The following is a 23,912-nucleotide window of genomic DNA, read 5'->3' on the forward strand; positions in this document are numbered from 1 at the left end:
CGAAAGAGCCCGGCATCCAAGGGATACCGGGCTCTTGCACGCCCTACCGAGCGAGATCAGCGAACAGCATCAGCCGATGCTGAAGGGCTGGCCCCACAGGGTGACCCAGGCGGTCACATTCGGGGTATCGACCTCGACATTGATGAACGAACGCGCCTGGGCATAGCCGCCACAGCCGTTCAGGCCGATGGTCGAGTCGGACCAGTTGACCGAGCCGTCGCCGCTCGTGAACGGGTTGTAGTTCTTGTGCGCGTCCTGACCGAAGTCGTCCGGCAGCTCGCGGTCGAGGATATAGAACGAAGTGGCCTGACCGGGGCCCAGGGTCAGACCGCCACCGCCGGTGACGCCGGCTTGCGGGGTGACATTGCCCGAGCTGTCCCAGCTGGCGCCCACGCTCGGGCCGCCGTTGGCATTGGCGGAGTCGATCGCGACCTGGCAGCCGACCACGTAACCGGGAAAGATCTTGCCGCCGGAAGTTGCGTTGGTGCCGTCCAGGTGGACGGTCGCGGTGCCCGACACCCATGCGTTGCGGTGCAGCGGGGTGTCACCCAGGGACGGGTTGATGTTGGCCGACTCGCCGGTCATCGTGACGGTGACAACGGTTCCATCGGACAGGGTCCTGACAAGGGTGCCGCCCGGCAGCGGCACGAAGGCATCGGCATTGGCCGCACCGGTGGAGAACAGGCCCAGAGCGGCAGTGGCGACGGCGCCCGCACCGGCCACCCGTGCCACAGTCTTACGGATGTTCATATTGTTTCCCTCAAGGGTTGTATTCGCTTGCGCGAGAAAGGATTTGGCGGGTCCGACCGGCAATCAGCCAATGCTGAAGGGCTGCCCGTAGAGGGTGGTCTTCGAGTAGTTGTTGCCGATGATCTCGACGACGGTGTACGCCCGCGCCTGGGCGTAACCCCCACAACCCTGGATCTGCATCTCCGTGTCCTGGTACTCGACCGAGTAGGTGCCGGGCTTGGTGATATCCGTTGAGTCGATCTGGACAAACTTCACCTGGCCGGGGCCGACGTTCAGGCTGACGGAACCACCGATGTTCGCGCTGCTCAGGCTGACTCCACCGGAGAGGCCAGCGGTCAGTGCACCGTCGGAGATACCGACCTGGCACCCGACGATGTAGCCGGTGTTGATCTGCGACGCCCCGTGCGTGGACGAGTTGTTGGTTCCTGCGGCATTGTTCGGGCCGTTGTTCGGGCCGACCTGGCCGATCGGAGTGTCGGTGACATCGGCGGTCGCATTACCGCTGACCCACACGACACGACCGAGGCCGTTGTCCGCCATCGACGGCGAGACGACGGCATGCTCACCGGTGCGGGTGATGGTCACGCCGGGTGCTGTCTTCGTACCGTCCGGCAACTGTACGAAGGCATCGGCATTGGCAGCACCAGTGGAAAAAAGGCCGATGGCCACGGCCGCGGCAGCGCCGAGGCCCGCAATACGGGCTCCGGTGCGCAGACCGTTGGTGCGGTTCTCGCTCATACTTCCCCTCATCAGGTTTCTTGCGGTCAGCCTCGACCACCGAGGCTGAAAAGGGGCCCTGGCGAGGCCCCGGGTAAGTTTGTCGACACATTGTTGCCCTCGTGTTACTGAGGACAATTTCTTAATGTGGAGCGACGCAGGGCACTTTACATCACAGGTGTGATGTTTGAGACGCGAGAGAACGGAATCCCTCGAACTCGGTGTGCAACCGGGACCTATGTAGGGAATGCTATCGATAGCAAAAGAGCCCCGGTGCCAATAGCACCGGGGCCCTTGCAGTTCCGCTGAGCGGCGAGTATCAGCCGATACTGAACGGCTGACCCCACAACGTGATCCAACTGATCACATTGTCGGTCTGCACCTGGACGTTGACGAACGAGCGCGCCTGGGCATACCCACCGCAACCGTTCAGGCCGATGGTCTCGTCGGCCCAGGACACCGAACCGTCGTTGCCCTTGAACGCGTTGTAGGTGTTGTGCGAATCCTGGCCGAAGTCGTCCGGCGCTTCCTGGTCGAGCACGTAGAACGAGGTCGCCTGGCCCGGGCCCAGTGTCAGGTTGCCGCCGCTGGTGACACCGGTGCCGCCCTGGTTGATCGACGGACCGTTCTGGTCGACGTTGACTCCGCCGGTCGCACCGCCGTTGGCGCCGCCACCGGAGATGCTGACCTGGCAGCCCACCACATAGCCCGGGTAGATCCGGCCGCCGACGCTGGAGTTGTTGCCCGACAGCTGAACATGCGCGGTGCCCGAGACCCAGGCATTGCGGTGCAGCGGGGTGGAACCCATGGACGGGTTGATGGTGGCCGACTCACCGGTCATGGACACCGTGACCACCGTGCCGTCGGACAGGGTCTTGGTCAGGGTGCCGCCCGGCAGCGGCACGAAGGTGTCGGCATTGGCCGCACCGGTGGAGAACAGGCCGAGGGCGGCGGTGGCGACTACGCCGATGCCGGCGACCCGCGCCATTGTCTTACGAATACTCATGATTGATTCCCTCAGGGTCGAATTCGCTTATGCGAGAAGTGAATTGGCGGTCGCGACCGGGCGTCAGCCGATGCTGAACGGCTGCCCGTAGAGGGTGGTCTTGGAGTAGTGGTCGCCGATGATCTCGACGACGGTGTACGACCGGGCCTGGGCGTAACCCGCACAACCCTGAAGCTGGATCTCGGCATCCTGATACTCGACCGAGTAGCGGCCGGGCTTGGTGATGTCCTTGCTGTTGATCTGCACGAAGGCGACCTGACCGGGACCCAGATTGAGGCCCACCGAACCGCCGACATTGCCGCCGGAGAGGTTGATGCCGCCCGAGACGCCCGCCGAGATGGCGTTGCTGGCGATGCTCACCTGGCAGCCGACGATGTAGCCGGTGTTGACCTGCGAAGTGCCGTGCGTGGACGAATTGTTGGTGCCGGCGCCGTTGTTCGGGCCGTTGTTCGGGCCGACCTGGCCGACCGGAGTGTCGGTGACATCGGCGATCGCATTGCCCGAGACCCACACGACACGGCCGGCACCGTTCGCTGCGAGGGACGGGGAGACGACGGCGTGCTCGCCGTTGTGGGTGATGGTGACGCCCGGTCCGGCCTTCTGACCGTCCGGCAACGGCACGAAGGTGTCGGCGTTGGCGGCGCCGGTCGACAGTAGGCCCAAGGCCACGGAGGCAGTCGCGCCGACGCCCGCGAAACGGGCGGCGCGACGCAAACCGGCAGTGCGGTTCTCGCTCATGTATCCCTCATCAGTTTTTTTGCGGACAACCCCGACCACCGAGGTTGAAGGGGGCCACTACGGGCTCGAACTCCCACACGAGCAATGTGCAAGCACGCCACTCAAACTGATTTAGAGCCGTAGCTTTATTGACCCGCGGGAGACATTAGCCACAACAGCAACGATTTGGCAACAGCATGACTCGAGATGCGCAAAACCCACTGTCAGAGCAATAGGCGAATACATAGCAATCAATGAATTCGGCTGGGCCGAAATAAAACTGAGTGCGCTCAGCCGGACGGCGAGGCAGCAGGCTCAGCCGTGATGCGGGGGCACCTGCGAACGCAGCCACTCGTCGGCGGACCGATCGTCGGCGGGTTCGGGAGTGCGCTCGTCCTTGGTGGTGGACGGCAGTTCGTCACCGAAGACGGCGGCGAGTCGCGCCCGCTCGGCGGGCGTCAAACGACGAGACCCCGCCCGGCGCTCGGCCGGACGGGGCTGCTCATCGGAAATACCGTGGTCGGACGTCATTCCGCCAGGCCGGAGAGTTCATCGATGACCTTGCTGGCCAGTGGGCCCAGGGTGGCCATGCCATCCCGGATCGCGGCCCGCGAACCCGGCAGGTTCACCACCAGCGTGCTACCCGAAATGCCGGCAAGGCCCCTCGACAGGCCCGCGTCCAGCGAACCCGCCGACAGACCGGACGCGCGCAGCGCCTCACTGATGCCAGGAAGCACCCGATCCAGCACCTCCTCGGTGGCCTCGGCCGTCACATCGCGCGGCGACATGCCGGTGCCGCCCACCGAGATGACCAGGTCCACACCGCCGATCACGGCGGTGTTCAGCGCATTACGGATCTCCACCTCGTCGGCGGAGACCGACACCACGGCATCCACCAGGAAGCCGGCCTCGGTGAGTAGTTCGGTGACCAGCGGACCCGTCGAGTCCTGACCGCCGTGGGCGGTTCGATCGTCGACGACCACGACAAGAGCACGGCCCGCCACAGCGGCATCGATTTCCATGGTGCTCACCGTAGCGTCCTTGTCCGCCAACAGCTCCCAGCCCCCATCCTCGGTGACCTGGAGATCCGGCAGTGGTACGAGATGCGGTGAACCGCTTCCCTCGGTGTCCTGTTTCATCATCGGCCGCCCTCCACAGCTGCTTCGCCGAGGGTCACCTCGACGGTCTTGGGGTTGTTGCCCTGATCGTCGGTGAAGGTCACCTGAACCTTGTCTCCGGGCCGGTGCGAACGCACCGCCGCAATCAGCGAATTGCCCGAATCCACCGTCTGATCATCGATTTTCGTGATGATCGCGTTCTTCGGAATGCCCGCTTTGGCGGCCGGGCCGTCCGGACTGACATCCAGCACCTTCGCGCCGTTCACATCGTCCTGGCCCTTGACGGTGATGCCGATCTGCGCGTAGGTCGCCTTGCCGTTCTTGATCAGCTCATCGGCCACCCGCCGGGCGGTGTCGATCGGAATCGCGAAGCCCAGGCCGATGGAACCGCTCTGCGCACCCGCCGACTCCGCCGTACCGAGCGTGGCGATCGCGGTATTGATGCCGATCAGCTTGCCGTCCATGTTCACCAGCGCACCACCGGAGTTACCCGGGTTGATGGCGGCGTCGGTCTGGATCGCGTCGATGACCGTGCCCTGCGAGCCGGGCTCGCCACTCGTCGACACCGGGCGGTTCAGCGAGGAGACGATGCCACTGGTGACCGTGCCGGCCAGACCCAGCGGCGAGCCGATCGCCACCACCGGCTGACCGACCGCCAGACCCCCGGAGGAACCCATGTCGATCGGCTTCAGGCCGGACTTGTTCTGCACCCTGACGACCGCGATATCGGACACCGAATCCGCGCCCACCACCGTGGCGGGGACATCGGAACCGTCACTGAAGACGACGTCCATCTTGGCGTTCGGACCCGCGCCGCTGACCACGTGATTATTGGTGAGGATGAGCCCGTCGGTGGACAGGATCACGCCGGACCCCTCCCCCTCGGCCTTCGCGCCGGCCACCTTGATCATGACCACGCTCGGCAGCACCTTCTGTGCCACCGCCTGCACCGAACCCGCCGGAGCCGGGCCCGACTTACCGTTCTGCACGGGCTGATCGAGGGAATTGGTGACCGAGTTATCGGTATCCGACTTGTAGACCAGCGCGCCGACCGCGCCGCCGATGCCGCCGCTCACCAGCATCAGCGCCACCGCACCCGCGATCAGGCCGGTACGGATCGGGCGCTTCGGCGCCGGGGCCGCCGCATACGGCATCCCGGGACCGCCGGGCATGCCGGGTCCACCCGGGCCGGTGGGCATGCCGTAGATCGGCTCGGTCGGATTGCGGCCGGGCACCCCGGGGGCGTACCCGGCCCCCGACGCCGAATACGCCTGCCCGTATGCCCCCGTATGCTCCGCCCCGACGGGCGGAAACTGTTGGGTCGCATGGATTCCCGTGGGATCACCCGTACCGGGGCCGTAGCCGTACGGCTGCTGCGGGGCGCCGTACGGCTGCTGCGGCGGCCGGCCCCAAACCGATGCGGCCGGGGCGCCGTAGGGTGCGGCCTGCGGCGGCACCGGGGCGGTCGGCGGCACCTGGCCGGTCGGCTGGCCACCCGGATGCTGTTGTGCCGCAGCCGATTCGGAGAAGCCGTCGAAGGCGCCCATGGCGGTCGTCCCGGTGGCGTAGCTGTCGCCGCCCGGCCGGGCGGCCGGACCCTCGGCGGTACCGGGCTGCCGCACCGGGCCGCCATAGGACTGCGCCGCACCGGGTTCGCCGGAAGGCTGGGCCGCACCGGCGGACTGTGCGGAGGCGCTCGCCCCGAAAGGCTGTGCGCCACTGGAAGGCTGTGCGACCGGCCCGGCGCCGGGCTGGAATCCGCCCGCAGCGGGCTGCGCGGCGGCGGGATCACTGAAGGGGCGATCCGGGGTACCGCTCTGCGGCTGGGACGCACCGGAGGTGGGCCGGGCCTGCGCGAAGCCCTCGGTGGCTCCCGCGGAGCCCTGGGACGCTGCTCCCGCGGAGCCCTGGGACGAGCCGGCAGTGGCATCGGGTTGCTCGGGAGACCCGATCGGAGCGCCGTTCTCGGGGCGCGCGGCAGGGCCGCCGGTGACGCCTTCGGGTTCGGTGCCCGGCTTGTCCTTCGAATCCTCGGTCATATCTCGTTTTCTCCTCGAGTCTCCTGGCCATCCTGGCGGTGACGACTGAGAGCTGACTGAGACCGTGCTTGCGTTTCGCCGAACTTTTCCGCGATCCGTATTCAGTTCTCGGTAACGGCCGGCGGTGCACCCTCTCCCGGCAAGACGATACGGATCAAAGTGCCGCCGCGTTCGGAACCGTCGATGGTGATGGTGCCGCCGTGCTTGGTGACCACCTGCTTCACGATCGCCAGACCCAGGCCGGAGCCGGGCATGGAGCGGGACGCGGTGGTCCGGTAGAAGCGTTCGAACACCAGCTCGCGTTCGGCGGGCGGGATACCGGGGCCCGCGTCGTCGACCTGGAATTCGAGCAGGCCGCGGCCGGTCTCGCGCATGGTCACGAAGACCTTCGCACCCGCCGGACTCCATTTCGCCGCATTGTCCAGCACATTCAGCAGTGCGCGTTCCAGGCCCGCCTCGTCGCCGTAGACGAACCACGGGTGCAGCGTGGCCGCGAACTCGATGCCGGTGCGGCGGCGGCGGACTCGTTCCAGCGCGCGTTCGGCCACGTCGGCGATGTCGACCTGCTCGTACACCGTCTCGGGCGCGTCCTCGCGGGCCAGGTCCACCAGATCGCCCACCAGCGTGGACAATTCCTCGATCTGGGCCATGACGTCGGCGCGTAGCTCGGCCATGTCCTCGGCCGGGATGCGCGGCGCGCCCGGCCTCGACGAGGCGATGAGCAGTTCCATATTGGTGCGCAAAGAGGTCAGTGGCGTCTTCAGCTCATGGCCGGCGTCGGCCACCAATCGGCGCTGCCGTTCCCGGGATTCGGCCAGGGCGCGCAGCATGGTGTTGAAACTGTCTGTCAGTCTTGCCAGCTCGTCGTCGCCGGTGACGGGTATCGGGGTGAGGTCGTCGGTGCGGGCCACCCGTTCGGTGGCGGCGGTCAGGCGGGCGATGGGCCGCAAACCGGTGCGGCCCACCGCGGTTCCGGCCGCGGCGGCCAGCATCACCCCGCAGCCGCCGACCACGAACAGCAGCCACGCCAGCCGGTCCAGCACGTCCCGGGTGGGTTGCAGACGTTGCGAGACGACCAGGGTGGAGCCGGAGTGGGTGCGCCGGGCCAGCACTCGCTGATTGTCGACGGTGCGCAGCGAGAAGCCGATCTCGCCGCGCGCCACCGCGAGTTCCTGGGTGCCGATGGGCGGGTTCGTGCTCTGCGGCACCACGTACTGGGTGAGGTCCGGGAAGATCAGCGCCACCCCGACATCGTTCGAGTACAGCCCCGCCAGCACGATCGACTGGAAGCCGAGGCTGTCGAAGTTGTTGTCGATCATCAGCGAAGCGCGGGCGCGCAGCTGCGAATCCACGTCCGCGTACAGCGAGCGCGCCACCATCGCGTAGGCGGCGATGGAGGTGAAGGCCACGGCCACGGCCACCACCGAGGCAGCCAGCAGCGTCACCCGCCAGCGCAGTGACACCGATCGGGTGAGCGGGGTCGGCGGGCGCAGTTCGGCCGGCTCGGACCGGACCTGGGGAGTCGGTGCGAGACCGGCGACCACCGGCCGCCGTGGAACGGTTCTACCCACGAGCTCGACTCCTACGGAGGTGTTTCGCGCAGCACGTAGCCGACGCCGCGCACGGTATGGATGAGCCGGGGCTCACCGTCGGCTTCGGTCTTGCGGCGTAGGTAGCCGATGTACACCTCGAGCGCATTGCCGGAGGTCGGGAAGTCGTAGCCCCACACCTCCTCCAGGATGCGGCTGCGGGTGAGCACCCGGCGCGGGTTGGCCATCAGCATTTCCAGCAGCGAGAACTCGGTGCGGGTGAGGCTGATCTGGCGTTCGCCGCGCCAGACCTCGCGGGTGACCGGGTCCAGCGACAGGTCCGCGAATTTCATGGTCTCGGAATTGTCGGCGGCCTCGCCGGTGGTGCGGCGCAGCAGCGCGCGCAGGCGGGCGAGCAATTCCTCGAGCGCGAAGGGTTTGGGTAGGTAGTCGTCGGCGCCGGCGTCCAGGCCGGCGACGCGTTCGGAGACCGAATCCCGCGCGGTGAGTACCAGAATGGGCAGATCGTCGCCGGTACTGCGGAGGCGGCGGCACACTTCGAGGCCGTCCAGGCGCGGCATCATGACGTCGAGGACGAGGGCGTCGGGTCGCTGGCTGGCGGTCTTCTCGAGTGCGTCGAGACCGTCGACGGCGAGGTCGACGGTGTAGCCGTTGAAGGTCAGCGACCGGCGGAGCGATTCACGGACCGCCCGGTCGTCGTCGACTACCAGAATGCGCATGGGTCCAAGTCTGCCCATATCGACTGAGAGGTGACTGAGAAGGCCCTGTTAGACACGCCGAGTAGTGATGGACGTGTGACCTGCACCTTTTACGAGTCGCTTACGGAAAGTGGTTGCGCTGTCACCTATTCCGAGTCGAAACATGTTGCGGCAAGGCCGCATTCGGGGTCTTATACACGAAGTCGCCCGAATTGCCGTTACTCAGCCCACACGGTATGTTGCAGCCGGTAAAAGAAGACCTCTAGTTGGTTCCGCGCGGGCTCAACCCCAAAGCCGTACAACCGCATACGTACCCGGGGGTCCAATACGCGAAGCGGAGGCGACGGCAGCGGGATGGAAGCAGCACCCCGGTCCTGGCAATTCAGCCTGTCCAACTGGCCCGTAACCCGCAAGGTCGGCATCGTGCTGGTGCTCCCGGTGCTGCTCGCCGCGACCTTCGCGGTACTGCGCATCAACAGCGAATTGCAGACCATCGCAAAGTTGAACTCGGCCACGGAGCAGAGCGATGTGCTGCGCCCGACCGTCAAATTCGTCATCGCCGCCGACGAACTCGCCGTGCAGGCGGCCGCCGCCGGTAATCAGGACTCGGACCCCGCACTCGATACCGCGACAACGCAGTTCGATCAAGCGATCGCGGAAATGGACGCCGCCCTCAAAGCCAGTAGCGCCGAACCGGCGGTCACCAAGGAGATGGCGCAGGCGGTAGACGCGGCGCGCTCCATGAAGAACAGCCTGCGTTCCAGCTCCCCCGAGAGCCTCGGCGATCAGGCCGGTGAGATCCAGACCCGCGTGCAGAACGCCCTCGCCAACGCTCCCACCATCAGCGAGCAGGGCGCACAGCAGTCCTTCCTGCAGTTCGGCTCGATCCTGACCTGCTACCGCCTGCTCACCCAGGAACGCATCATGCTCGCGGTGCCGGCGGTGGCCAACAACCCGGGCATGCGCACGCGGCTGCTCACCGCGATCGGCGCCGAGGCCACCATGATCGAGGTGTACCGCGGACTGTCGCCCGCGCAGGCCGTGAACGCCGATACGCTGCGCGACAACGCACAGGCCCGCATCGGCATCCTGATGCAGAACGTGCCCGATCCGGGCAACCTGCCGGCCATGCAGGACTCGCTGAACAACAGCATGCAGGCCTACCAGAAGGAGGTCGTGACGGTCGCGGGCTCCATGGATTCCGCACTGTCGAAGCTGACCACCGACGCCCGCAACAATGTGCTCCGCGATACCTCGATCGTCATCGGCATGCTGCTTGCCGGTCTCGCCATCGCGCTGATGGTCGCGCGGTCGCTGGTCGTCCCCGTCCGCCGGCTGCGGCGAGACGCGTTGCAGGTGGCCCACATCGACCTGCCGCAGGAACTCGAGGTGGTGCGCACCGGCGGCGCTACCCCCGAGATCAGCCCGGTCGACGTGCACACCACCGAGGAGATCGGGCAGCTGGCCCGCGCCGTCGACGATATCCACGCGCAGGCGCTGCACCTCGCCGCCGACCAGGCGCGCCTGCGCCTGCAGATCGGCAATATGTTCGAGACCCTGTCCCGCCGTAGCCAATCCCTCGTCGAGCAGCAGCTGTCGCTCATCGAGGAACTGGAACGCGACGAGGACGATTCGGAACGCCTGCAGTCGCTGTTCCGCCTCGACCACCTCGCCACCCGCATGCGCCGTAACGGCGACAACCTGCTGGTGCTGGCCGGAACCGCCTTGCGGCGTGGCCATCTCGCGCCGGTGCCGCTGTCGGACATGCTGTGGTCCTCGGTGTCGCAGGTAGAGGACTATCAGCGCGTCGAGATCGGCACCGTGCCGGACGGCATCGTCTCGGGTGAGCCCGCCGTCGATATCGAGCATCTGCTGGCCGAGCTGATCGACAACGCACTGCGCTACTCGCCGCCGTCCACCCCGGTGGCGGTGTCGGTCGCGCGGGCCGTGGACGGCGGCTACATGATCGAGATCACCGACCGCGGTCTGGGCATGAACGCCGAGGATCTGCAGGGCATCAACGATCGCCTCGCCTCCGGTGGTGAGGTCAATGTCGAGACCGCGCGCCGCATGGGTCTTTTCGTCGTCGGCCGGCTGGCCAAGCGGCATCACATCACGGTGAGCCTGCGCCGCACCTCCGCGATGGTGCAGCAGCCGGGCATCACGTCGAGCGTGCATCTGCCGGGCAGCCTGGTCTCGCCGTCGCCGGAACGCAGCGGCGAACCCACCGGTCAGTATCCGCTCAGCGGGCCGCTGCCGGCCTCCGCCCTCACCGGGCCGCAGAGCCTGGTGCCCACGCCGGTCGTCACCCCGCCGCGGCTGATCCCGGTGCCGAATCCGCCGGAACCCGCGAACGCCACCGGCCAGTTCGTCACCAATTCCGGCCTGCCGCAGCGCAAGGCGCCGGGCGATACCGACGAACAGCCCATCGTCACGACGACGCCGCAGGCCGACCGCTTCTCGGACGGTTTCACCGACGCCTTCACCGAGCCCGCCGACGCCCGCGCCTACAGCGTGGGCGGCCCCCGCCCGGAACCGGTTGCGCCGCAGCCGCCGGCGAGTCCGTGGGGCCACCGGCCCGAGGCGGGCGCACCGGCTCCGAGCAGCTATCGCGGCGAGGGCGACAACGGCCCGGACACCGGCACCTACTTCGGCAACGGCTACAGCGCCTTCGGCGATCACTCGAGCGCCGCCGCCACCAAACATGAGGACGCCGAGCCGGACTACACCGAAACCGGCCGCTTCGACGGCGGTACCGGGGAATTCACCGATCTCGGCGCTGTCGGCGAACACGACGGCGGTTACGGCGATTACGAGGACACCGGCCGCGGCTTCGATGACCGCGGCGATGGTTTCGACGCCCGCGGCGATCGCTTCGACGCCCGCGGCGACGGCTTCGACGCGGGTAATGTCGAATTCGAGCACCAGACCACCCGATTCGAGCCGCAGTCCGGTGGGTTCGACGACCGCACCAGCCGGTTCGCCGACCGCTCCGCCGGGTTCTCCGACCGCTCGGCCGAATTCGGCGACCGGACCGGTGCGTACGCCGAGCCGGCCGCGGGATTCGCCGAGCCGACCGCCGCATTCACCGAACCGGCTCCGGAATTCACCGAACCGGCAGTGGGATTCGCCGAACCGGCCGCCGGATTCGCCGAACCGGCTCCGGAATTCACCGAGCGCTCCGGCGGATTCGGTGGACGCACCCCGGAATTCGGCAATGACACCGTCGATTTCGGCAGGGTCGATCTGGGCGGCAGCGGCACGGCCGAGCCCGCGCCCGCCGAGCCGCAGCGTTCGGCCCCGACGCAGACCGGCCTGCGCCCGGTCGGCGAGGCCCCGACCCCGATCTTCCAGCGGATGGTTTCCGAGTGGCTGGTGGAACCCGCCGCCGCCGAACAGCCGGACGACGAATGGACATCCAGCTCGGATGCGGGCTGGGCGGCCGCGGAGGAAGCCGCCAATCCCAGCAACAGCGGCCGCACGCAGGGCGGGCTGCCGATCCGGCGGCCGGGCGCCCAATTGGTCCCCGGCGCCGTGGCCCAGGAAGAAGAGGGCGACGCTCGTAATCCGGACGAGATTCGCAGCAGCCTCACCCGGCACCTGAGCGGTGTCCGCTCCGGGCGGGCCGACTCCCAGTACAACGACGGAGGGCATGTATGACCGACACACAGCGCACCACCACCGACGAGAATCTGAACTGGTTGGTCACCCGATTCACCCGGGAGGTTCCGGGTGTCTCGCACGCCGTTCTGGTTTCCGCCGATGGTCTGCTGCAAGCCACCAGCCCGCACCTGCCGTCCGACCGCGCCGAGCAGCTGGCCGCGGTGACCGCGGGTCTGGCGAGTCTCTCCGCGGGCGCGGCGCAGTTGTTCGAGGGCGGCAAGGTGATGCAGTCCATCGTCGAGATGCAGCGCGGGTATCTGCTCGTGATGAGCGTCGGCAATGGCTCGCATCTCGCGGTGCTGGCCAACAAGCAGCACGACATCGGCCGCATCGGCTATGAAATGGCCCTATTGGTGGACCGCGTCGGATCCGTGGTCTCCGCCACCGCACGCACTGCATGATGAGTCGCCGATGACCAATGCACATGGTGGCGGGAACCGTCCACCGACTACTCGTGTTCGTCCCTACGCACTGACTTCCGGCCGCACCGAACCGGCGGTCGATCTGCCGCTCGAGGCGGTCGTCGAAACCCTGTCCTATACCGCCCATTTCGATTGGCCGGCCGGTGACGTCCGCACCGAGATCCTGCGGCTGGGCACGTCCCGGCTCTCGGTCGCGGAGATCGCGGCCCATCTCCAGCGTCCGCTGGGGATGGTCCGGGTCGTGATCGGCGATCTCGTGGTCGCCGGAACTCTGCGCGTGCATTCGACCCTGAGCGACCAGGCGAGCTTCGACGAGCGCCGCTCTTTGATGGAGAGGACTCTGCATGGACTCCGCGCGCTTTGACGGCGGAGGCTACCCGGGTGCGCCGCGGCAGTCCGCGGGCGCGCCCCAGTCTCCCGCGGGCGCACCACAGTTCGCCGGCGGCGGATACAGCACGGGTCAGTTCCCGAAGCCGGGGAGCGGCGCGTACACCACCGGTCAGTTCCAGGTCGGCGCATATACGACCGGCCAGTTCCAGCTGCCCGGCGAGGATTTCCGCACGGCGTCGACCAAGATCGTCGTAGCGGGTGGCTTCGGCGCCGGTAAGACCACCTTCGTCGGCGCGGTCTCGGAGATCGTCCCGTTGCGGACCGAGGCCATGGTGACCGGCTACTCGGACGGCGTCGACGATCTGGCGGCCACGCCCGGTAAGGAAACCACCACGGTGGCCATGGATTTCGGGCGCATCATCCTGCCCGGGAACCTGGTGCTGTATCTGTTCGGCACGCCGGGACAGCGTCGTTTCTGGTTCATGTGGGACGACCTGATCCGCGGCGCCATCGGCGCGGTGGTGCTGGTCGACACCCGGCGCATCGAGGACAGCTTCGCGGCCGTGGACTTCTTCGAATCCAAGTCGCTGCCGTTTCTCATTGCGGTGAACCGTTTCCCGGACGCGCCCCGGTTCCCGGTGGCCGAACTGCGGGAGGCGCTGAGCGTGCGGGACAGCGTGCCGATCGTGGATATCGATGCCCGCGATCCGGTCGAGGTGCGGCGTTCGCTGGCGGCGGTGACCGAGTACGCCATCGAACGTCTGATGGCCGCGCAACGCGAAGACGCGCCGCGCGTCTAGACCTTCGGGTCGACGGCTGGACAGCAAGGCAAAGGGGTTCTGGTGATCTACTTTTCGATGGGCTACTGGGTCCTCGGGCTCGCGTTGATCGCGTCGTTCTCGGGGGCATCGTGCGGGTTGCAGTGCATCCGGCAGTCGACGAAGTCGGTCACCGCGCGGTTCCGGCTGATCTGGTTGTTCGTGGCGGCGTGCTCGATCGGCGGCGTCGGGGTGTCCATGCCGATCTTCGTGTCGATGCTCGGGCTCGAGGTGACCGGCAGCCAGTTGCGCTACGACACCACCCTGACTCCCCTGTGCGCCGCGCTGTCGGCCGTCACCGTGCTGGTCGCGCTGATCGTCGCGGGAAAGAAACTGAACTGGGTGCGACTGGGGATCGGCACGGTGATCATGGCGGCCGGAATCGGCACCATTCATCTGTTGCTGCTGTCGACGATCCGGGTGCAGGGCAGCGTCGATCGCGGTCTGGTGTCGATCGTCGCGGTGTATCTGATCGCGGCCGTGCTGTCGGGCCTGTTGCTCTGGTTCAGCTACTGGGCGCGGACGGTGCCGCTGGTGCTGGCCGGTTCGCTGGTGTACGCGGTCCTGGTGCTCGGCATGCATTACGCCGGTTTGACCGGTCTGCAGGTGCATGTGGATCCCGCCGCCAAGCGACCCGCGGGTGATGTCCTTTTCGACTTCTTCGTACCGTTCTTCATCGTGAGCACGCTGTCGTTGACGGTGCCGATCACCGCCATTCTGGTGGCGCCGGATCGTCGCGAGGCCCGGGTCGCGCCCGGGCAGCCGTCCGCGGCGCACAGTCCCTCCTTGGCCGTCGCGTCGGGAAGGGCTGCGCGCGGGTCGGTCTCGGGTCGCTGAGGTCGGTGCTCAGTCCGCGGTGTCGGGGTCGAGTAGGCCGAACAGTTCGCCCTGCGGGGCGGCCAGGATGGCCATGCGCCCGAACGGACTGTCCTGGGCCTCCATCAGCACGGTCGCGCCGAGCTCCGCGGCGCGGGTGAGACCGCCGTCTATACCGTCGAATTGGAACCAGGTCAGCCAGTACGGCCGGTCCGGCGCGTGCCCGTTGGCGCTGTCGTCGTTGATGCCGCCGACCGAATCCCGTTGTCCCGGCGGGGTGAAGCTGGCGTAGCGCATGCCGTCGGTGCCGAATTCGGTGAAGGTGAAGCCGAATACCTCGCCGTAGAACTTCTTCGCGGCCTCGAATTCCCCGGTGTGCAGGTCGTTCCAGACATAGCCGCCGTGCTCGTTGTGGACCGCCGCGCCATTGTGCGCCCGCGCTTCCCAGACCGCGAAGGGTGCGCCGGAGGCGTCGGCGGCCACGAACATGCGGCCGAATTCCATGACGTCGAAGGGCGGTACCAGCATGCGGCCCCCGGCCGCCGTGACCTGTTCGGCGCAGGCGTCGGCGGCGGCGACCGCGAAGTAGGTGGTCCACACCGACGGCACGCCCGTCTCGGGTTTGGGTCCGATGCCGGCGACGGCCTCGCCGTCGCGTAGCGCCATCAGGTAGCCCCCGGACTCTTCCCCGCCGCCTTGAACGTCCCAGCCGAACAGTTCCGAGTAGAACTCCCCGGCCTTTGCGGGATCATCGACCTGACAGTCGACCCAGCATGGTGTTCCGGGAGGCCAGGCTTCGTTGCGTACAGGCATCGGTTTCTCCGTTTCGGTTCTAGTGCAAGTGACGCCGATCACACAATCGCGTCCAGTCAACCACTACCGGCTGACAAAAAACCGAACTTCGAGGACCGGATGGAGGAGTCTCCGGGATTGGGGCACACCGGGCGTGTCGGGCGAATTACAGTGACAGGCATGCGTTTCGGGCTGGATTACGCCGCAGGTCGGCCCGCCGCGAGCGCCATCCGGGCGGCCGGGTACGACTTCGTGATCCGCTACCTGTCCGATGGCGGGCCTACGCTGCCCGGCAAGCTGCTCACCCCCGCTGAAGCGGACGATCTGCGCGCACAGGACATTTCGATCGTGTCGACCTGGGAGACCGCGGCGACCCGCATGCTGGACGGCTTCGGGGCGGGCGTCACCGACGCGCATGCCGCGCTGGCGCAGGTACTGCGATGCGGCGGAAGTACCGACCGACCTATTTATTTCGCCGCCGACTTCGATGCGACGGCGCCGCAGCAGACCGCCATCGATGCCTACCTGAACGGCGCGGCCACCGTGCTGGGCGCCGCGAATGTCGGTATCTACGGCGGATATCGGCCGGTGAGCCGAGCCCTGGACGGCGGGACCGCGGCCTGGGCGTGGCAGACGATCGCATGGTCGGGCGGGAATCTGGATCCACGCATCGCGATATTGCAGACCGGCGCCCAGGTGACCGTGGACGGTGTGAATTGCGATGTAAACCAAACCGACCGAACCGATTTCGGACAATGGGATGCGGAAGCGGAGGAACCGGACTTGACACCCGAACAAGACCAGATACTGCGGGACATCCAGACCCAGCTGCGCGGGCCCGGCCTGACCGGCTGGCCTCAGCTCGGCACCGATGCGCAGGGTCAGCACCGGACGCTGGTGGACGCGGTGGCCGCCGCGCTCACCGAACTGGACGAACTACGCACTGAGGTCAGCGATCTGGAAGCCACGACCGCCGAACTCTCCCAGGAGGTGGATCGGCTGTCCGGGCCGACCTGGCCCTTCCCGTTCTCCTTGATCGAGGGCCCGGCGTCGGCCTTCGCCGAGCGGTTGGCGCGCTTGGAGCAGCTGGTCGGCTCGGTGCCGCTGCCCGGCTGGGGAATCAGACCGAACGGGCATACGGCGAAAGCCGCTCAAAGCGGACAAAGTCCCGAATAATGCGCCGTATTACCGTACGAATCAGCCGAATTGGGCTGGAAAGTGAGCCGGGAAGCAAGCCCCGAAGCGCTCCCCCAACCGGCCGTAGAAGTGGCGATGAGCGGGTTCTTCTGTTGTCAGAAGAACCCGCCCTCAACGCATGAGGATAGCGCCCCCAGGCAACGAATTCACAACTTTGAGAAGACTTTTTCGAGGCCCCTGGTCAGCGCTTTCCAACCCACTGATCAGAGCTTCGCCGGATCGATCAGACCCCGCTCCACCGCGCGGGCCAGCCGCCGCGGGACCTGGTGCACGACCCCGCCGACCTTGACGGGCACCAGGTCGGGCGGGGTCGCCTTCCACTGGGAACGCCGGCTGTGGGTATTGGCCCGCGACATCCTCCGCTTTGGAACAGCCATTCTTCAGTCCTCCTCTCGCGCAGCGGAATTGCTACCGCCGCGAACACGCTTTCCGTAGCGGCGCTCGAACTTCTCGACCCGGCCCGCGGTATCCAATACCCGCTGGGAACCGGTCCAGAAGGGATGCGAGTCGGAAGTTACATCGACCACGAGCAATGGGTAGGTATTCCCGTCGGTCCACTCCACGGTGCGCAAGGAGACCGCGGTCGAGCGGGTCAGAAAACGCTTTCCGGTTCCGACGTCTTCGAAAACTACCGGATGGTAATCAGGATGGATTCCCGGTTTCATTGCTTCACCTTTCGTTCTGCCGGTTGGTGCCGTCCCCGGCCACCGGCGTGGATCGGGTTGTGTCGCAGGGCTCCTCGTGCTGGTCGCCGAACGGGTCCGCCCACAGCGCGACCCGTTCGGGCGCGAAGCGCACCTGCCGGAATTCGTCCTCGTCGACCAGCGCCCAGTGCAGGGCGTGCCGGATCTCGTCGGCATCGGCGTCCGCCACCAGGATCACCATCGAGGTGTGCCGGTCACCGGAGGTCTCGTCCCAGCGCAGCGTCGCCATGGCATGCCGCTCCGGATCCGTCTCCGCGACCGCCGCGAGCTCCTCGGGAGTCATTGCGGCCAGCCACTTTCCGGCGCCGCCGACCCGCAGCCCGCCGCCCGCCGACTCCAGCCACACCACCTCGTCCGGCTGCGTGGCCAGCCACACCCGGCCGCGCGCGCTGACCACCCCGTCCAGCAGGACATCGATGGCCGAGTGCAGGCGGTCGGGATGGAAAGGCCGTTCGGTCGCGAATTCCACCAGGGCCACACCGCAATCCGCTTGCAGCGGCGGCATTCCGCGCAGCAGCGGCGCATGCGGATCGAAGGGCGCGCCGCGGCGGGCGTCGGCGGGCACCCGCCGCCGCAGCCATGTGAGGTCGTCCGCGCCGAGCGCGCCCGGTTCGCTCACCCAGGCCACCGGGGCGGCCGGGGCCAGCCGGCCCAGCACGGCGGCCGTGCGCTCGCGGTCGAGCAGATCGGCGCCGCCGTCGAAAGCGATGAGGGCATCGGCGAATTCGACCTGGCCGACAGCCAGCTGGGCGATGGTGCGATCGTCCTCGGCGGTGGCGTGCCCGCGCTCGGCGAGGGTCTCGTCACCGGTGGCGTCGGCCAGCCAGTCCCGGGCGTCCAGGCAGGTGAGCACGGCGCCGATGCGGACGCTGCGGCTCGCCGGACCGTCCACGCGGCCCACCACATTCGCGACCACGGTGTGCTCGATGGCCCGGCAGACGGCCTCGGCCTCGAAGGCCGGGTCCAGGGCGAGCACGATGTGCCGCACCGAATCCCGCACGGCGAGCAGGCACAGGTAGGGCAGCAGGTCGGCGCGCAGGGTGCAGGAGACGCAACCGTGTGCGAGCTCCAGCACGGTGGTCGTCTCGCGGCCGTCCAGGTACACGATGCGGCGCACCACGCCCTGCCCCAGTTCGCCCAGATCGTGCCGGACCACGGCGGTGCCCGGTTCCGCGCCCAGGAGGCGCGCGGCTCGGTCCACACCGTCCGCGGCGCGGCCGGGCAGGCCCGCGACGACCAGGACTGGTTTGCGGCGATCGGTCACCACCGTCACCCCTTTCGACAATGATTTTCATTTAACGATCGGGAACAGTACACTCCCGTTCCGACGTTGTCGAAAATGATTGTCATGTACATCGAGGCTGGAAGGGAGTGCTCATGTCAGCGATCTGCCAGGTCACCGGACGTAAACCCGGATTCGGCAAGTCCGTGTCGCACTCGCACAAGCGGACCAATCGGCGCTGGGACCCCAACATCCAGCGCAAGACCTACTACCTGCCCAGCGAGGACCGGCGCATCACGCTGAACGTCTCCGCCAAGGGCATCAAGACCATCGACCGCGACGGCATCGAGGCGGTCGTCGCCCGCCTGCGCGCCCGCGGCGAGAAAATCTGAAGGAGCTGCCACCGATGGCATCCAAGTCCACCGACATCCGGCCGATCATCAAACTGAAGTCCACCGCGGGCACGGGGTACACATACGTGACCCGGAAGAACCGCCGCAACGATCCCGACCGGATGGTTCTGCGTAAATACGATCCCGTCGTACGCAAGCACGTCGACTTCCGCGAGGACCGCTGAAATGGCCAAGAAGTCGAAGATCGAAAAGAACGAAGCACGCAAAATCATCGTCGCCCGCTACGCCGAACGACGCGCTGAACTCAAGGAACTCATCCGCAAACCCACCACTTCCGAGGCCGATCGAGAAGCCGCGCAGAGCGCCCTGCAGAAACTCCCGCGCGATGCCAGTCCGGTACGATTGCGCAATCGGGACGCCGCGGACGGACGCCCGCGAGGTCATCTACGGAAATTCGGCCTTTCGCGAGTACGCGTTCGCGAGATGGCTCACCGCGGAGAGTTGCCCGGCGTACGCAAATCGAGCTGGTAAGCATCCACAGATCTCGTGAGTAAGGAACCGCAGACATGGCAGTGAAGCGAGCACCGTCGAAGAAGGTCCGCGCCGAGCAGGCCCGCCGCCCGAAGAAGAACCCCCTGATCGCCGCCGGTATCGAGACCGTCGACTACAAGGACGTGAACCTGCTCCGCACGTTCATCTCCGACCGCGGCAAGATCCGCAGCCGCCGCGTCACCGGCCTCACCCCGCAGCAACAGCGCCAGGTCGCCGTCGCGGTGAAGAACGCCCGAGAAATGGCGCTGCTCCCTTTCACCAGCCGCTAGCTGGTTACCCTTCCCGGGTGAAAAACATTGGGCCCCCGATGCTTACGCATCGGGGGCCCAAGCAATTGAAAGGTGAGAAGGCCGCATGCTCGGGACCCGCTCGGCACAGCCCCAACGCTAAATTACAAGGCGAGAAGGCCGCAGGCTCCGGGCCCGCTCGGCACAGCTCCGATGCTCAATTGCAAGGCGAGAAGGTCCTGGGATCGAGGCCCGATCGGCAACAGCCTCGATGCTTGGCCGAAAGGTGAGAAGGCCGCAGGCTCGGGGGACCCCGCTCGGCGCGGTCCCGATGTCTGGCGGAATGGAATGCCGCGGCCCCCGAGTGCAATTGCGCTCGGGGGCCGGGTTTTTCGTGGGGTTTCAGGGGCGACAGCCCCTGAGAGTCACGAGAGTTGTCTATTTACGGGATGGTCAGGACCTGGCCGACATTGATGGCGTCCGGGTTGGGGATGCCGTTGGCGTTGGCGATGTCCTGGTAGCGGTTGCCGTCGCCGTAGAAGCGCTCGGCAATGGCCCACAGGGTGTCACCCGGCTCGACCGTGTAGGTCTGGGCGGCCGGCGGCGGGGGCGGCGGCACCTCCTCGGCAACCGGGGCGGCGGCGGCCGGCTCCGGTGCGGGGAGCGGGTTGTCGGTGTTGGTTTCGGAGTTCCAGATCGCACTGCCGTCGCCGCCGTACAGCACGACATTGCGATCGGCCTGCACGACCAGGCGGTCGGCGGACTTGCCGCTGGTCTCGGTGGACCATTCGGCGCCACCGTCACCCTTGTAGAGCACGAAGTTGCCGTCGGGCTGCAGTACCGCGCGCTCGACGCCCTTGTCGTTGGTGCCGGACGCCCACACGACATTGCCGCTGGGTTCGGACAGCACCAGGTTGCCATCATTTTGCAGAGTGAGTGTGTAAGCGCCGCCTTGCAGCGACTCTCCACGACCGAGTTCTTCGCCGACCTTCAACGAGTCGCCCACGGTGCGTCCTTTCGGGAGGGGTGATCAGGGGGAAGCCGATGGCGCGGAACTGCATTCGCACATCTGATCCGACATTACCGACACCGCGCCGGTCACCGCAGGGTTACGCGCCGCATGACGCGAATTCTTTGGCGTGTCGTCGCCAGAAGTTCGCCGAAGTAACGGATCGGGCTATCGGAACCGGCCGTACGGTCGCTGGCGCTAGGGTGTTGCGCATGTACGGGACATGGGGACGCCGCATGATCGCTACCGCCGGCGTCGCACTCATCGGGCTGGCCGTGACCGCCTGCGGCAGCACGGAATCCAGTAGCGCCAAAACCACGACCACCACGCCCGCCACCACCACCGAAACCACCCCCACCGAAGCGCCGCAGGGCCGGTTCGGCCGCACCTTCACCGCCGACCCCAGCATCGTCAGCCCGCACCCGATCCCGTTCGACAGCTGGACCCGCATCGCCCCCGACAAGATCGCGATCAACTTCCAGACCGGCTCCCCCGACTGCTACGGCATCGACTACACCGCCACCGAAACCGACTCCGCGGTCACCGTCGAATTGAAGTCCGGCACCCTGCCCGCCGCGGTCGGCAAGATGTGCACCATGATCGCCGTCTTCGGCACCCTCGACATCCAGCTGAAGGCTCCCCTGGGCGACCGCCAGGTCCTCATGGCCAAGGTGAGCTAGGCATCGAAACAGTAAGGGCCGGTGCGCATTCCACGCACCGGCCCGTACTTCGCACCTACGTCAGTGGGTGAAGTGACGCGCACCCGTCAGGTAGAGGGTGACGCCCGCTTCCTTGCACAGCTCGATGGTGTCCTTGTCGCGGATCGACCCGCCCGGATGCACGATCGCCCGCACCCCGGCGGCCACCAGCACCTCCGGCCCGTCCGAGAACGGGAAGAACGCATCGGACGCGGCAACGGAACCCTTGGCGCGCTCGCCGGCCCGCTCGACCGCCAGCTTGCAGGAGTCCACCCGGTTGACCTGACCCATGCCGACGCCGGTGGCGGCGCCGTCATCGGCCAGCAGGATGGCGTTCGACTTCACCGAACGGCAGGCCCGCCAGGCGAACTCGAGATCACGCAGGGTCGCCTCGTCGGCCGGCTCACCGGCGGCCAAGGTCCAGTTGGCGGCGTCGTCACCGTCGGCCTGCAGGATGTCGCGGTCCTGCAGCAGCGCGCCGCCGCTCACCGGGCGCAGCTCCACGCCGCGGCGCTGGGCCGGCTCGGCCACCAGCACGCGCACATTCTTCTTGCGCTGCAACACTTCCACCGCACCGTTGGCGTACGAGGGCGCCACCACGACCTCGGTGAAAATCTCCGCGACCTGCTCGGCCATCTCGACCGACACCTCACGGTTGGCCGCGATCACGCCGCCGTACGCCGACACCGGATCGGTGGCGTGCGCCTTGCGGTGCGCCTCGGCGATATCCGCGCCGATCGCGATGCCGCACGGGTTGGCGTGCTTGATCACGGCCACCGCGGGCGCGTCGAAGTCGTAGGCGGCGCGCCAGGCGGCGTCGGCGTCGGTGTAGTTGTTGTACGACATTTCCTTGCCGTGCAGCTGCCGCGCCTGCGCCAGGCCCGCGGCACCCGCCTCGGCGGTGTACAGCGCGGCGCCCTGGTGCGGGTTCTCGCCGTAGCGCAGCACGTTCTCCCGGTTCCAGGTCGCACCGATCCACGCCGGGAACCGCTGCGCGCCTTCGGATTCCGGCTCCACGGCGGGGACGGCCACATTGGTCATCCAGCTCGCGACGGCCACATCGTAGGTGGCGGTGTGCTGGAAAGCCTTGGCGGCCAAGGCGGTCCGCTCGGGCAGCGTGAAGCCGCCCTGCTGCACGGCCGCGAGCACATTGCCGTAGTCACCGGTGTTGACGACCACCGCGACCGACGGATGATTCTTGGCGGCGGCACGCACCATGGACGGGCCGCCGATGTCGATCTGCTCCACGCATTCGTCGATGCTCGCGCCGGAGGCCACGGTCCGGGTGAACGGGTAGAGGTTCACCACGACCAGCTGGAAGGCTTCGACACCCAGCTCGACGAGCTGGTCGACGTGCTCCTCCTTGCGGGTGTCGGCGAGGATGCCGGCGTGCACGCGCGGGTGCAGGGTCTTGACGCGACCGTCCAGGGTCTCCGGGAAACCGGTCAGGTCCTCGACCTTGGTGACCGGGATGCCGGCATCGGCGATCTTGTTGGCGGTCGAGCCGGTCGAGACCAGCTCCACGCCCGCCTGGTGCAGACCGGTGGCCAGTTCGATCAGCCCGGTCTTGTCATAAACGCTTACGAGGGCCCGCTTGATCGGCTTGCGTTCAGCTGTGCCGGACTGTCGTTCGCTACGCTCACTCACCGGAGAACTCGCTCATCTGGGATAACTGCCTTTCGTCCATCGGAGACAATGCCTCGGGTCGCGACGGCCGCGACGACTTCCGCCAACAGCCGGCGCTCCACGACCTTGATGCGCTCGTGCAAGGAGTCCTCGTCATCGTCCGGGAGCACCGGGACCGGCTCCTGCGCCAGGATCGGCCCGGTATCGACACCCGAATCGACCAGGTGCACGGTCGAACCCGTCACCCGCACCCCGTAGGCGAGCGCATCCCGCACCCCGTGCGCGCCCGGGAAGGCCGGCAGCAGCGCGGGATGGGTATTGATGATGCGGCCACGGAACCGATCCATGAACACGGGACCCAGGATCTTCATGAACCCGGCGGACACCACCAGATCCGGCTGGAACACGGCGACCATCTCGGTCAGCGCGCTGTCCCATTCGGCGCGACTCGCGAAGTCACCGAGCGCGACCTTGAACGATGAGATGTCGAAGGCTTCCGCATGTTCGAGCGCGGCGCAATCACGGTCCACACCCACCGCGACCACCTGAGCCGGATAACCCGGCTCCCGGGTCGCTTCGAGCAGCGAACGCAGCAGGGAACCGGTGCCGGAAGCCAGCACGACGACGGTCGCGGGCGCGGTCGGCGGCAACAGCCGGGTGGGCGAGGACGTCAGCGCTCTACTCCCTGTGTCTCGGAGCGGGAAGAGGGGTACGGCCGGTAAGACCGCCGCCTAAAGCCTAGCCGGGGCGCTTGCACGAACTTTCAGCGGCTGTCCCGCCTCCCCGACCCCTCAGCGGGCGGCCGAGAGCCGTTGCCCGCCACGCATCCGTGCCGGCGGTCGGATGCCGAACCTATTCCGGGCGTCCCCGACGAGTTACCCCGATCCT

The 23,912-nt window shown here is 67.4% G+C and carries 27 protein-coding genes; 11 read left to right on the forward strand and 16 right to left on the reverse strand.

Features of this window, described 5'->3' with window-relative positions; all coding sequences use genetic code 11:
• Window positions 1–69: 69 nt before the first annotated feature.
• The 9 genes from ACIP5Y_RS15870 to ACIP5Y_RS15910 form a co-directional block, all read right to left on the reverse strand.
• Window positions 70–750, reverse strand: a complete 681-nt coding sequence (locus tag ACIP5Y_RS15870) for an MspA family porin (protein WP_400350760.1) — start codon at window positions 748–750, stop codon at window positions 70–72.
• Between the two features lie 63 nt (window positions 751–813).
• Window positions 814–1,488, reverse strand: coding sequence for an MspA family porin (locus tag ACIP5Y_RS15875; protein WP_400350762.1), 675 nt, complete (start codon window positions 1,486–1,488; stop codon window positions 814–816).
• Window positions 1,489–1,786: 298 nt separating this feature from the next.
• On the reverse strand, window positions 1,787–2,473 hold the full coding sequence (locus ACIP5Y_RS15880) for an MspA family porin (RefSeq protein ID WP_400350763.1): 687 nt from the start codon (window positions 2,471–2,473) through the stop codon (window positions 1,787–1,789).
• Between the two features lie 63 nt (window positions 2,474–2,536).
• On the reverse strand, window positions 2,537–3,211 hold the full coding sequence (locus ACIP5Y_RS15885; RefSeq protein WP_400350765.1) for an MspA family porin: 675 nt from the start codon (window positions 3,209–3,211) through the stop codon (window positions 2,537–2,539).
• A gap of 294 nt (window positions 3,212–3,505) precedes the next feature.
• Window positions 3,506–3,721: a hypothetical protein gene (locus ACIP5Y_RS15890; RefSeq protein WP_400350766.1), complete on the reverse strand. Its 216-nt coding sequence runs from the start codon at window positions 3,719–3,721 to the stop codon at window positions 3,506–3,508.
• Complete coding sequence (locus ACIP5Y_RS15895) at window positions 3,718–4,212, reverse strand: molybdenum cofactor biosynthesis protein B (protein WP_397000749.1); 495 nt, start codon at window positions 4,210–4,212, stop codon at window positions 3,718–3,720. The genes ACIP5Y_RS15890 and ACIP5Y_RS15895 overlap by 4 nt, the downstream gene beginning before the upstream one ends.
• Before the next feature lie 116 nt (window positions 4,213–4,328).
• Complete coding sequence (locus tag ACIP5Y_RS15900; protein WP_400351294.1) at window positions 4,329–5,855, reverse strand: trypsin-like peptidase domain-containing protein; 1,527 nt, start codon at window positions 5,853–5,855, stop codon at window positions 4,329–4,331.
• 593 nt (window positions 5,856–6,448) lie between these two features.
• A complete protein-coding gene (locus ACIP5Y_RS15905; protein WP_400351295.1) occupies window positions 6,449–7,891 on the reverse strand; it encodes an ATP-binding protein in 1,443 nt (480 codons plus the stop codon).
• A gap of 38 nt (window positions 7,892–7,929) precedes the next feature.
• Window positions 7,930–8,616, reverse strand: coding sequence for a response regulator transcription factor (locus ACIP5Y_RS15910; protein WP_400350767.1), 687 nt, complete (start codon window positions 8,614–8,616; stop codon window positions 7,930–7,932).
• Window positions 8,617–8,949: 333 nt separating this feature from the next.
• On the opposite strand from ACIP5Y_RS15910, the gene ACIP5Y_RS15915 reads away from it, so the two are divergent.
• From ACIP5Y_RS15915 to ACIP5Y_RS15935, 5 genes are all read left to right on the forward strand, one after another.
• Window positions 8,950–12,255: an ATP-binding protein gene (locus ACIP5Y_RS15915; protein WP_400350769.1), complete on the forward strand. Its 3,306-nt coding sequence runs from the start codon at window positions 8,950–8,952 to the stop codon at window positions 12,253–12,255.
• A complete protein-coding gene (locus ACIP5Y_RS15920; protein WP_397000420.1) occupies window positions 12,252–12,659 on the forward strand; it encodes a roadblock/LC7 domain-containing protein in 408 nt (135 codons plus the stop codon). Before ACIP5Y_RS15915 ends, ACIP5Y_RS15920 begins: the two co-directional genes overlap by 4 nt.
• Before the next feature lie 10 nt (window positions 12,660–12,669).
• Window positions 12,670–13,044, forward strand: coding sequence for a DUF742 domain-containing protein (locus ACIP5Y_RS15925; RefSeq protein WP_400350771.1), 375 nt, complete (start codon window positions 12,670–12,672; stop codon window positions 13,042–13,044).
• Between the two features lie 175 nt (window positions 13,045–13,219).
• Entirely contained in the window at window positions 13,220–13,810 is a 591-nt protein-coding gene (locus tag ACIP5Y_RS15930) for a GTP-binding protein (RefSeq protein WP_400351296.1), read from the forward strand.
• A 42-nt stretch (window positions 13,811–13,852) separates the two neighbouring features.
• Complete coding sequence (locus tag ACIP5Y_RS15935; protein ID WP_400350773.1) at window positions 13,853–14,665, forward strand: hypothetical protein; 813 nt, start codon at window positions 13,853–13,855, stop codon at window positions 14,663–14,665.
• A gap of 9 nt (window positions 14,666–14,674) precedes the next feature.
• Here ACIP5Y_RS15935 and ACIP5Y_RS15940 read toward each other — a convergent pair whose 3' ends face one another.
• Window positions 14,675–15,457 carry a VOC family protein gene (locus ACIP5Y_RS15940; protein ID WP_400350775.1) on the reverse strand — a complete coding sequence of 261 codons (783 nt, stop codon included), beginning with the start codon at window positions 15,455–15,457 and terminating at the stop codon, window positions 14,675–14,677.
• Between the two features lie 159 nt (window positions 15,458–15,616).
• On the opposite strand from ACIP5Y_RS15940, the gene ACIP5Y_RS15945 reads away from it, so the two are divergent.
• Complete coding sequence (locus ACIP5Y_RS15945) at window positions 15,617–16,612, forward strand: DUF1906 domain-containing protein (RefSeq protein WP_400350776.1); 996 nt, start codon at window positions 15,617–15,619, stop codon at window positions 16,610–16,612.
• Between the two features lie 224 nt (window positions 16,613–16,836).
• Here ACIP5Y_RS15945 and rpmF read toward each other — a convergent pair whose 3' ends face one another.
• Genes rpmF through mrf form a run of 3 tightly spaced genes read right to left on the reverse strand, consistent with a single transcriptional unit; the run spans window position 16,837 to window position 18,604 of the window.
• Complete coding sequence (gene rpmF / locus ACIP5Y_RS15950; protein ID WP_400350778.1) at window positions 16,837–17,010, reverse strand: 50S ribosomal protein L32; 174 nt, start codon at window positions 17,008–17,010, stop codon at window positions 16,837–16,839.
• Window positions 17,011–17,013: 3 nt separating this feature from the next.
• On the reverse strand, window positions 17,014–17,298 hold the full coding sequence (locus tag ACIP5Y_RS15955; protein ID WP_397000432.1) for a type B 50S ribosomal protein L31: 285 nt from the start codon (window positions 17,296–17,298) through the stop codon (window positions 17,014–17,016).
• Between the two features lie 4 nt (window positions 17,299–17,302).
• The gene (gene mrf / locus ACIP5Y_RS15960) at window positions 17,303–18,604 is read right to left on the reverse strand and encodes a ribosome hibernation factor-recruiting GTPase MRF (protein ID WP_400351297.1); all 1,302 of its coding nucleotides are present in this window, start codon (window positions 18,602–18,604) and stop codon (window positions 17,303–17,305) included.
• Window positions 18,605–18,714: 110 nt separating this feature from the next.
• On the opposite strand from mrf, the gene rpmB reads away from it, so the two are divergent.
• From rpmB to rpsR, 4 genes are read left to right on the forward strand one after another with little or no spacing between them, the layout of a single operon-like run.
• On the forward strand, window positions 18,715–18,951 hold the full coding sequence (rpmB, locus tag ACIP5Y_RS15965; RefSeq protein ID WP_397000434.1) for a 50S ribosomal protein L28: 237 nt from the start codon (window positions 18,715–18,717) through the stop codon (window positions 18,949–18,951).
• Between the two features lie 14 nt (window positions 18,952–18,965).
• Entirely contained in the window at window positions 18,966–19,136 is a 171-nt protein-coding gene (gene rpmG / locus ACIP5Y_RS15970; RefSeq protein ID WP_067533445.1) for a 50S ribosomal protein L33, read from the forward strand.
• A gap of 1 nt (window position 19,137) precedes the next feature.
• Entirely contained in the window at window positions 19,138–19,443 is a 306-nt protein-coding gene (gene rpsN / locus ACIP5Y_RS15975) for a 30S ribosomal protein S14 (RefSeq protein WP_400350780.1), read from the forward strand.
• 35 nt (window positions 19,444–19,478) lie between these two features.
• Window positions 19,479–19,733, forward strand: coding sequence for a 30S ribosomal protein S18 (gene rpsR, locus ACIP5Y_RS15980; RefSeq protein WP_011211513.1), 255 nt, complete (start codon window positions 19,479–19,481; stop codon window positions 19,731–19,733).
• A gap of 400 nt (window positions 19,734–20,133) precedes the next feature.
• Here rpsR and ACIP5Y_RS15985 read toward each other — a convergent pair whose 3' ends face one another.
• Window positions 20,134–20,697 carry a LysM peptidoglycan-binding domain-containing protein gene (locus tag ACIP5Y_RS15985; protein ID WP_400350783.1) on the reverse strand — a complete coding sequence of 188 codons (564 nt, stop codon included), beginning with the start codon at window positions 20,695–20,697 and terminating at the stop codon, window positions 20,134–20,136.
• 215 nt (window positions 20,698–20,912) lie between these two features.
• Between ACIP5Y_RS15985 and ACIP5Y_RS15990 the strand changes: the two genes are divergently transcribed.
• Window positions 20,913–21,380: a hypothetical protein gene (locus tag ACIP5Y_RS15990; RefSeq protein ID WP_400350784.1), complete on the forward strand. Its 468-nt coding sequence runs from the start codon at window positions 20,913–20,915 to the stop codon at window positions 21,378–21,380.
• 60 nt (window positions 21,381–21,440) lie between these two features.
• Here ACIP5Y_RS15990 and purH read toward each other — a convergent pair whose 3' ends face one another.
• Window positions 21,441–23,045, reverse strand: coding sequence for a bifunctional phosphoribosylaminoimidazolecarboxamide formyltransferase/IMP cyclohydrolase (purH, locus tag ACIP5Y_RS15995; RefSeq protein WP_400350786.1), 1,605 nt, complete (start codon window positions 23,043–23,045; stop codon window positions 21,441–21,443).
• The gene (gene purN, locus ACIP5Y_RS16000; protein WP_400350788.1) at window positions 23,042–23,674 is read right to left on the reverse strand and encodes a phosphoribosylglycinamide formyltransferase; all 633 of its coding nucleotides are present in this window, start codon (window positions 23,672–23,674) and stop codon (window positions 23,042–23,044) included. Before purN ends, purH begins: the two co-directional genes overlap by 4 nt.
• Window positions 23,675–23,912 lie beyond the last annotated feature (238 nt).

Source organism: Nocardia sp. NPDC088792, assembly GCF_044750615.1.
GTDB lineage: Bacteria > Actinomycetota > Actinomycetes > Mycobacteriales > Mycobacteriaceae > Nocardia.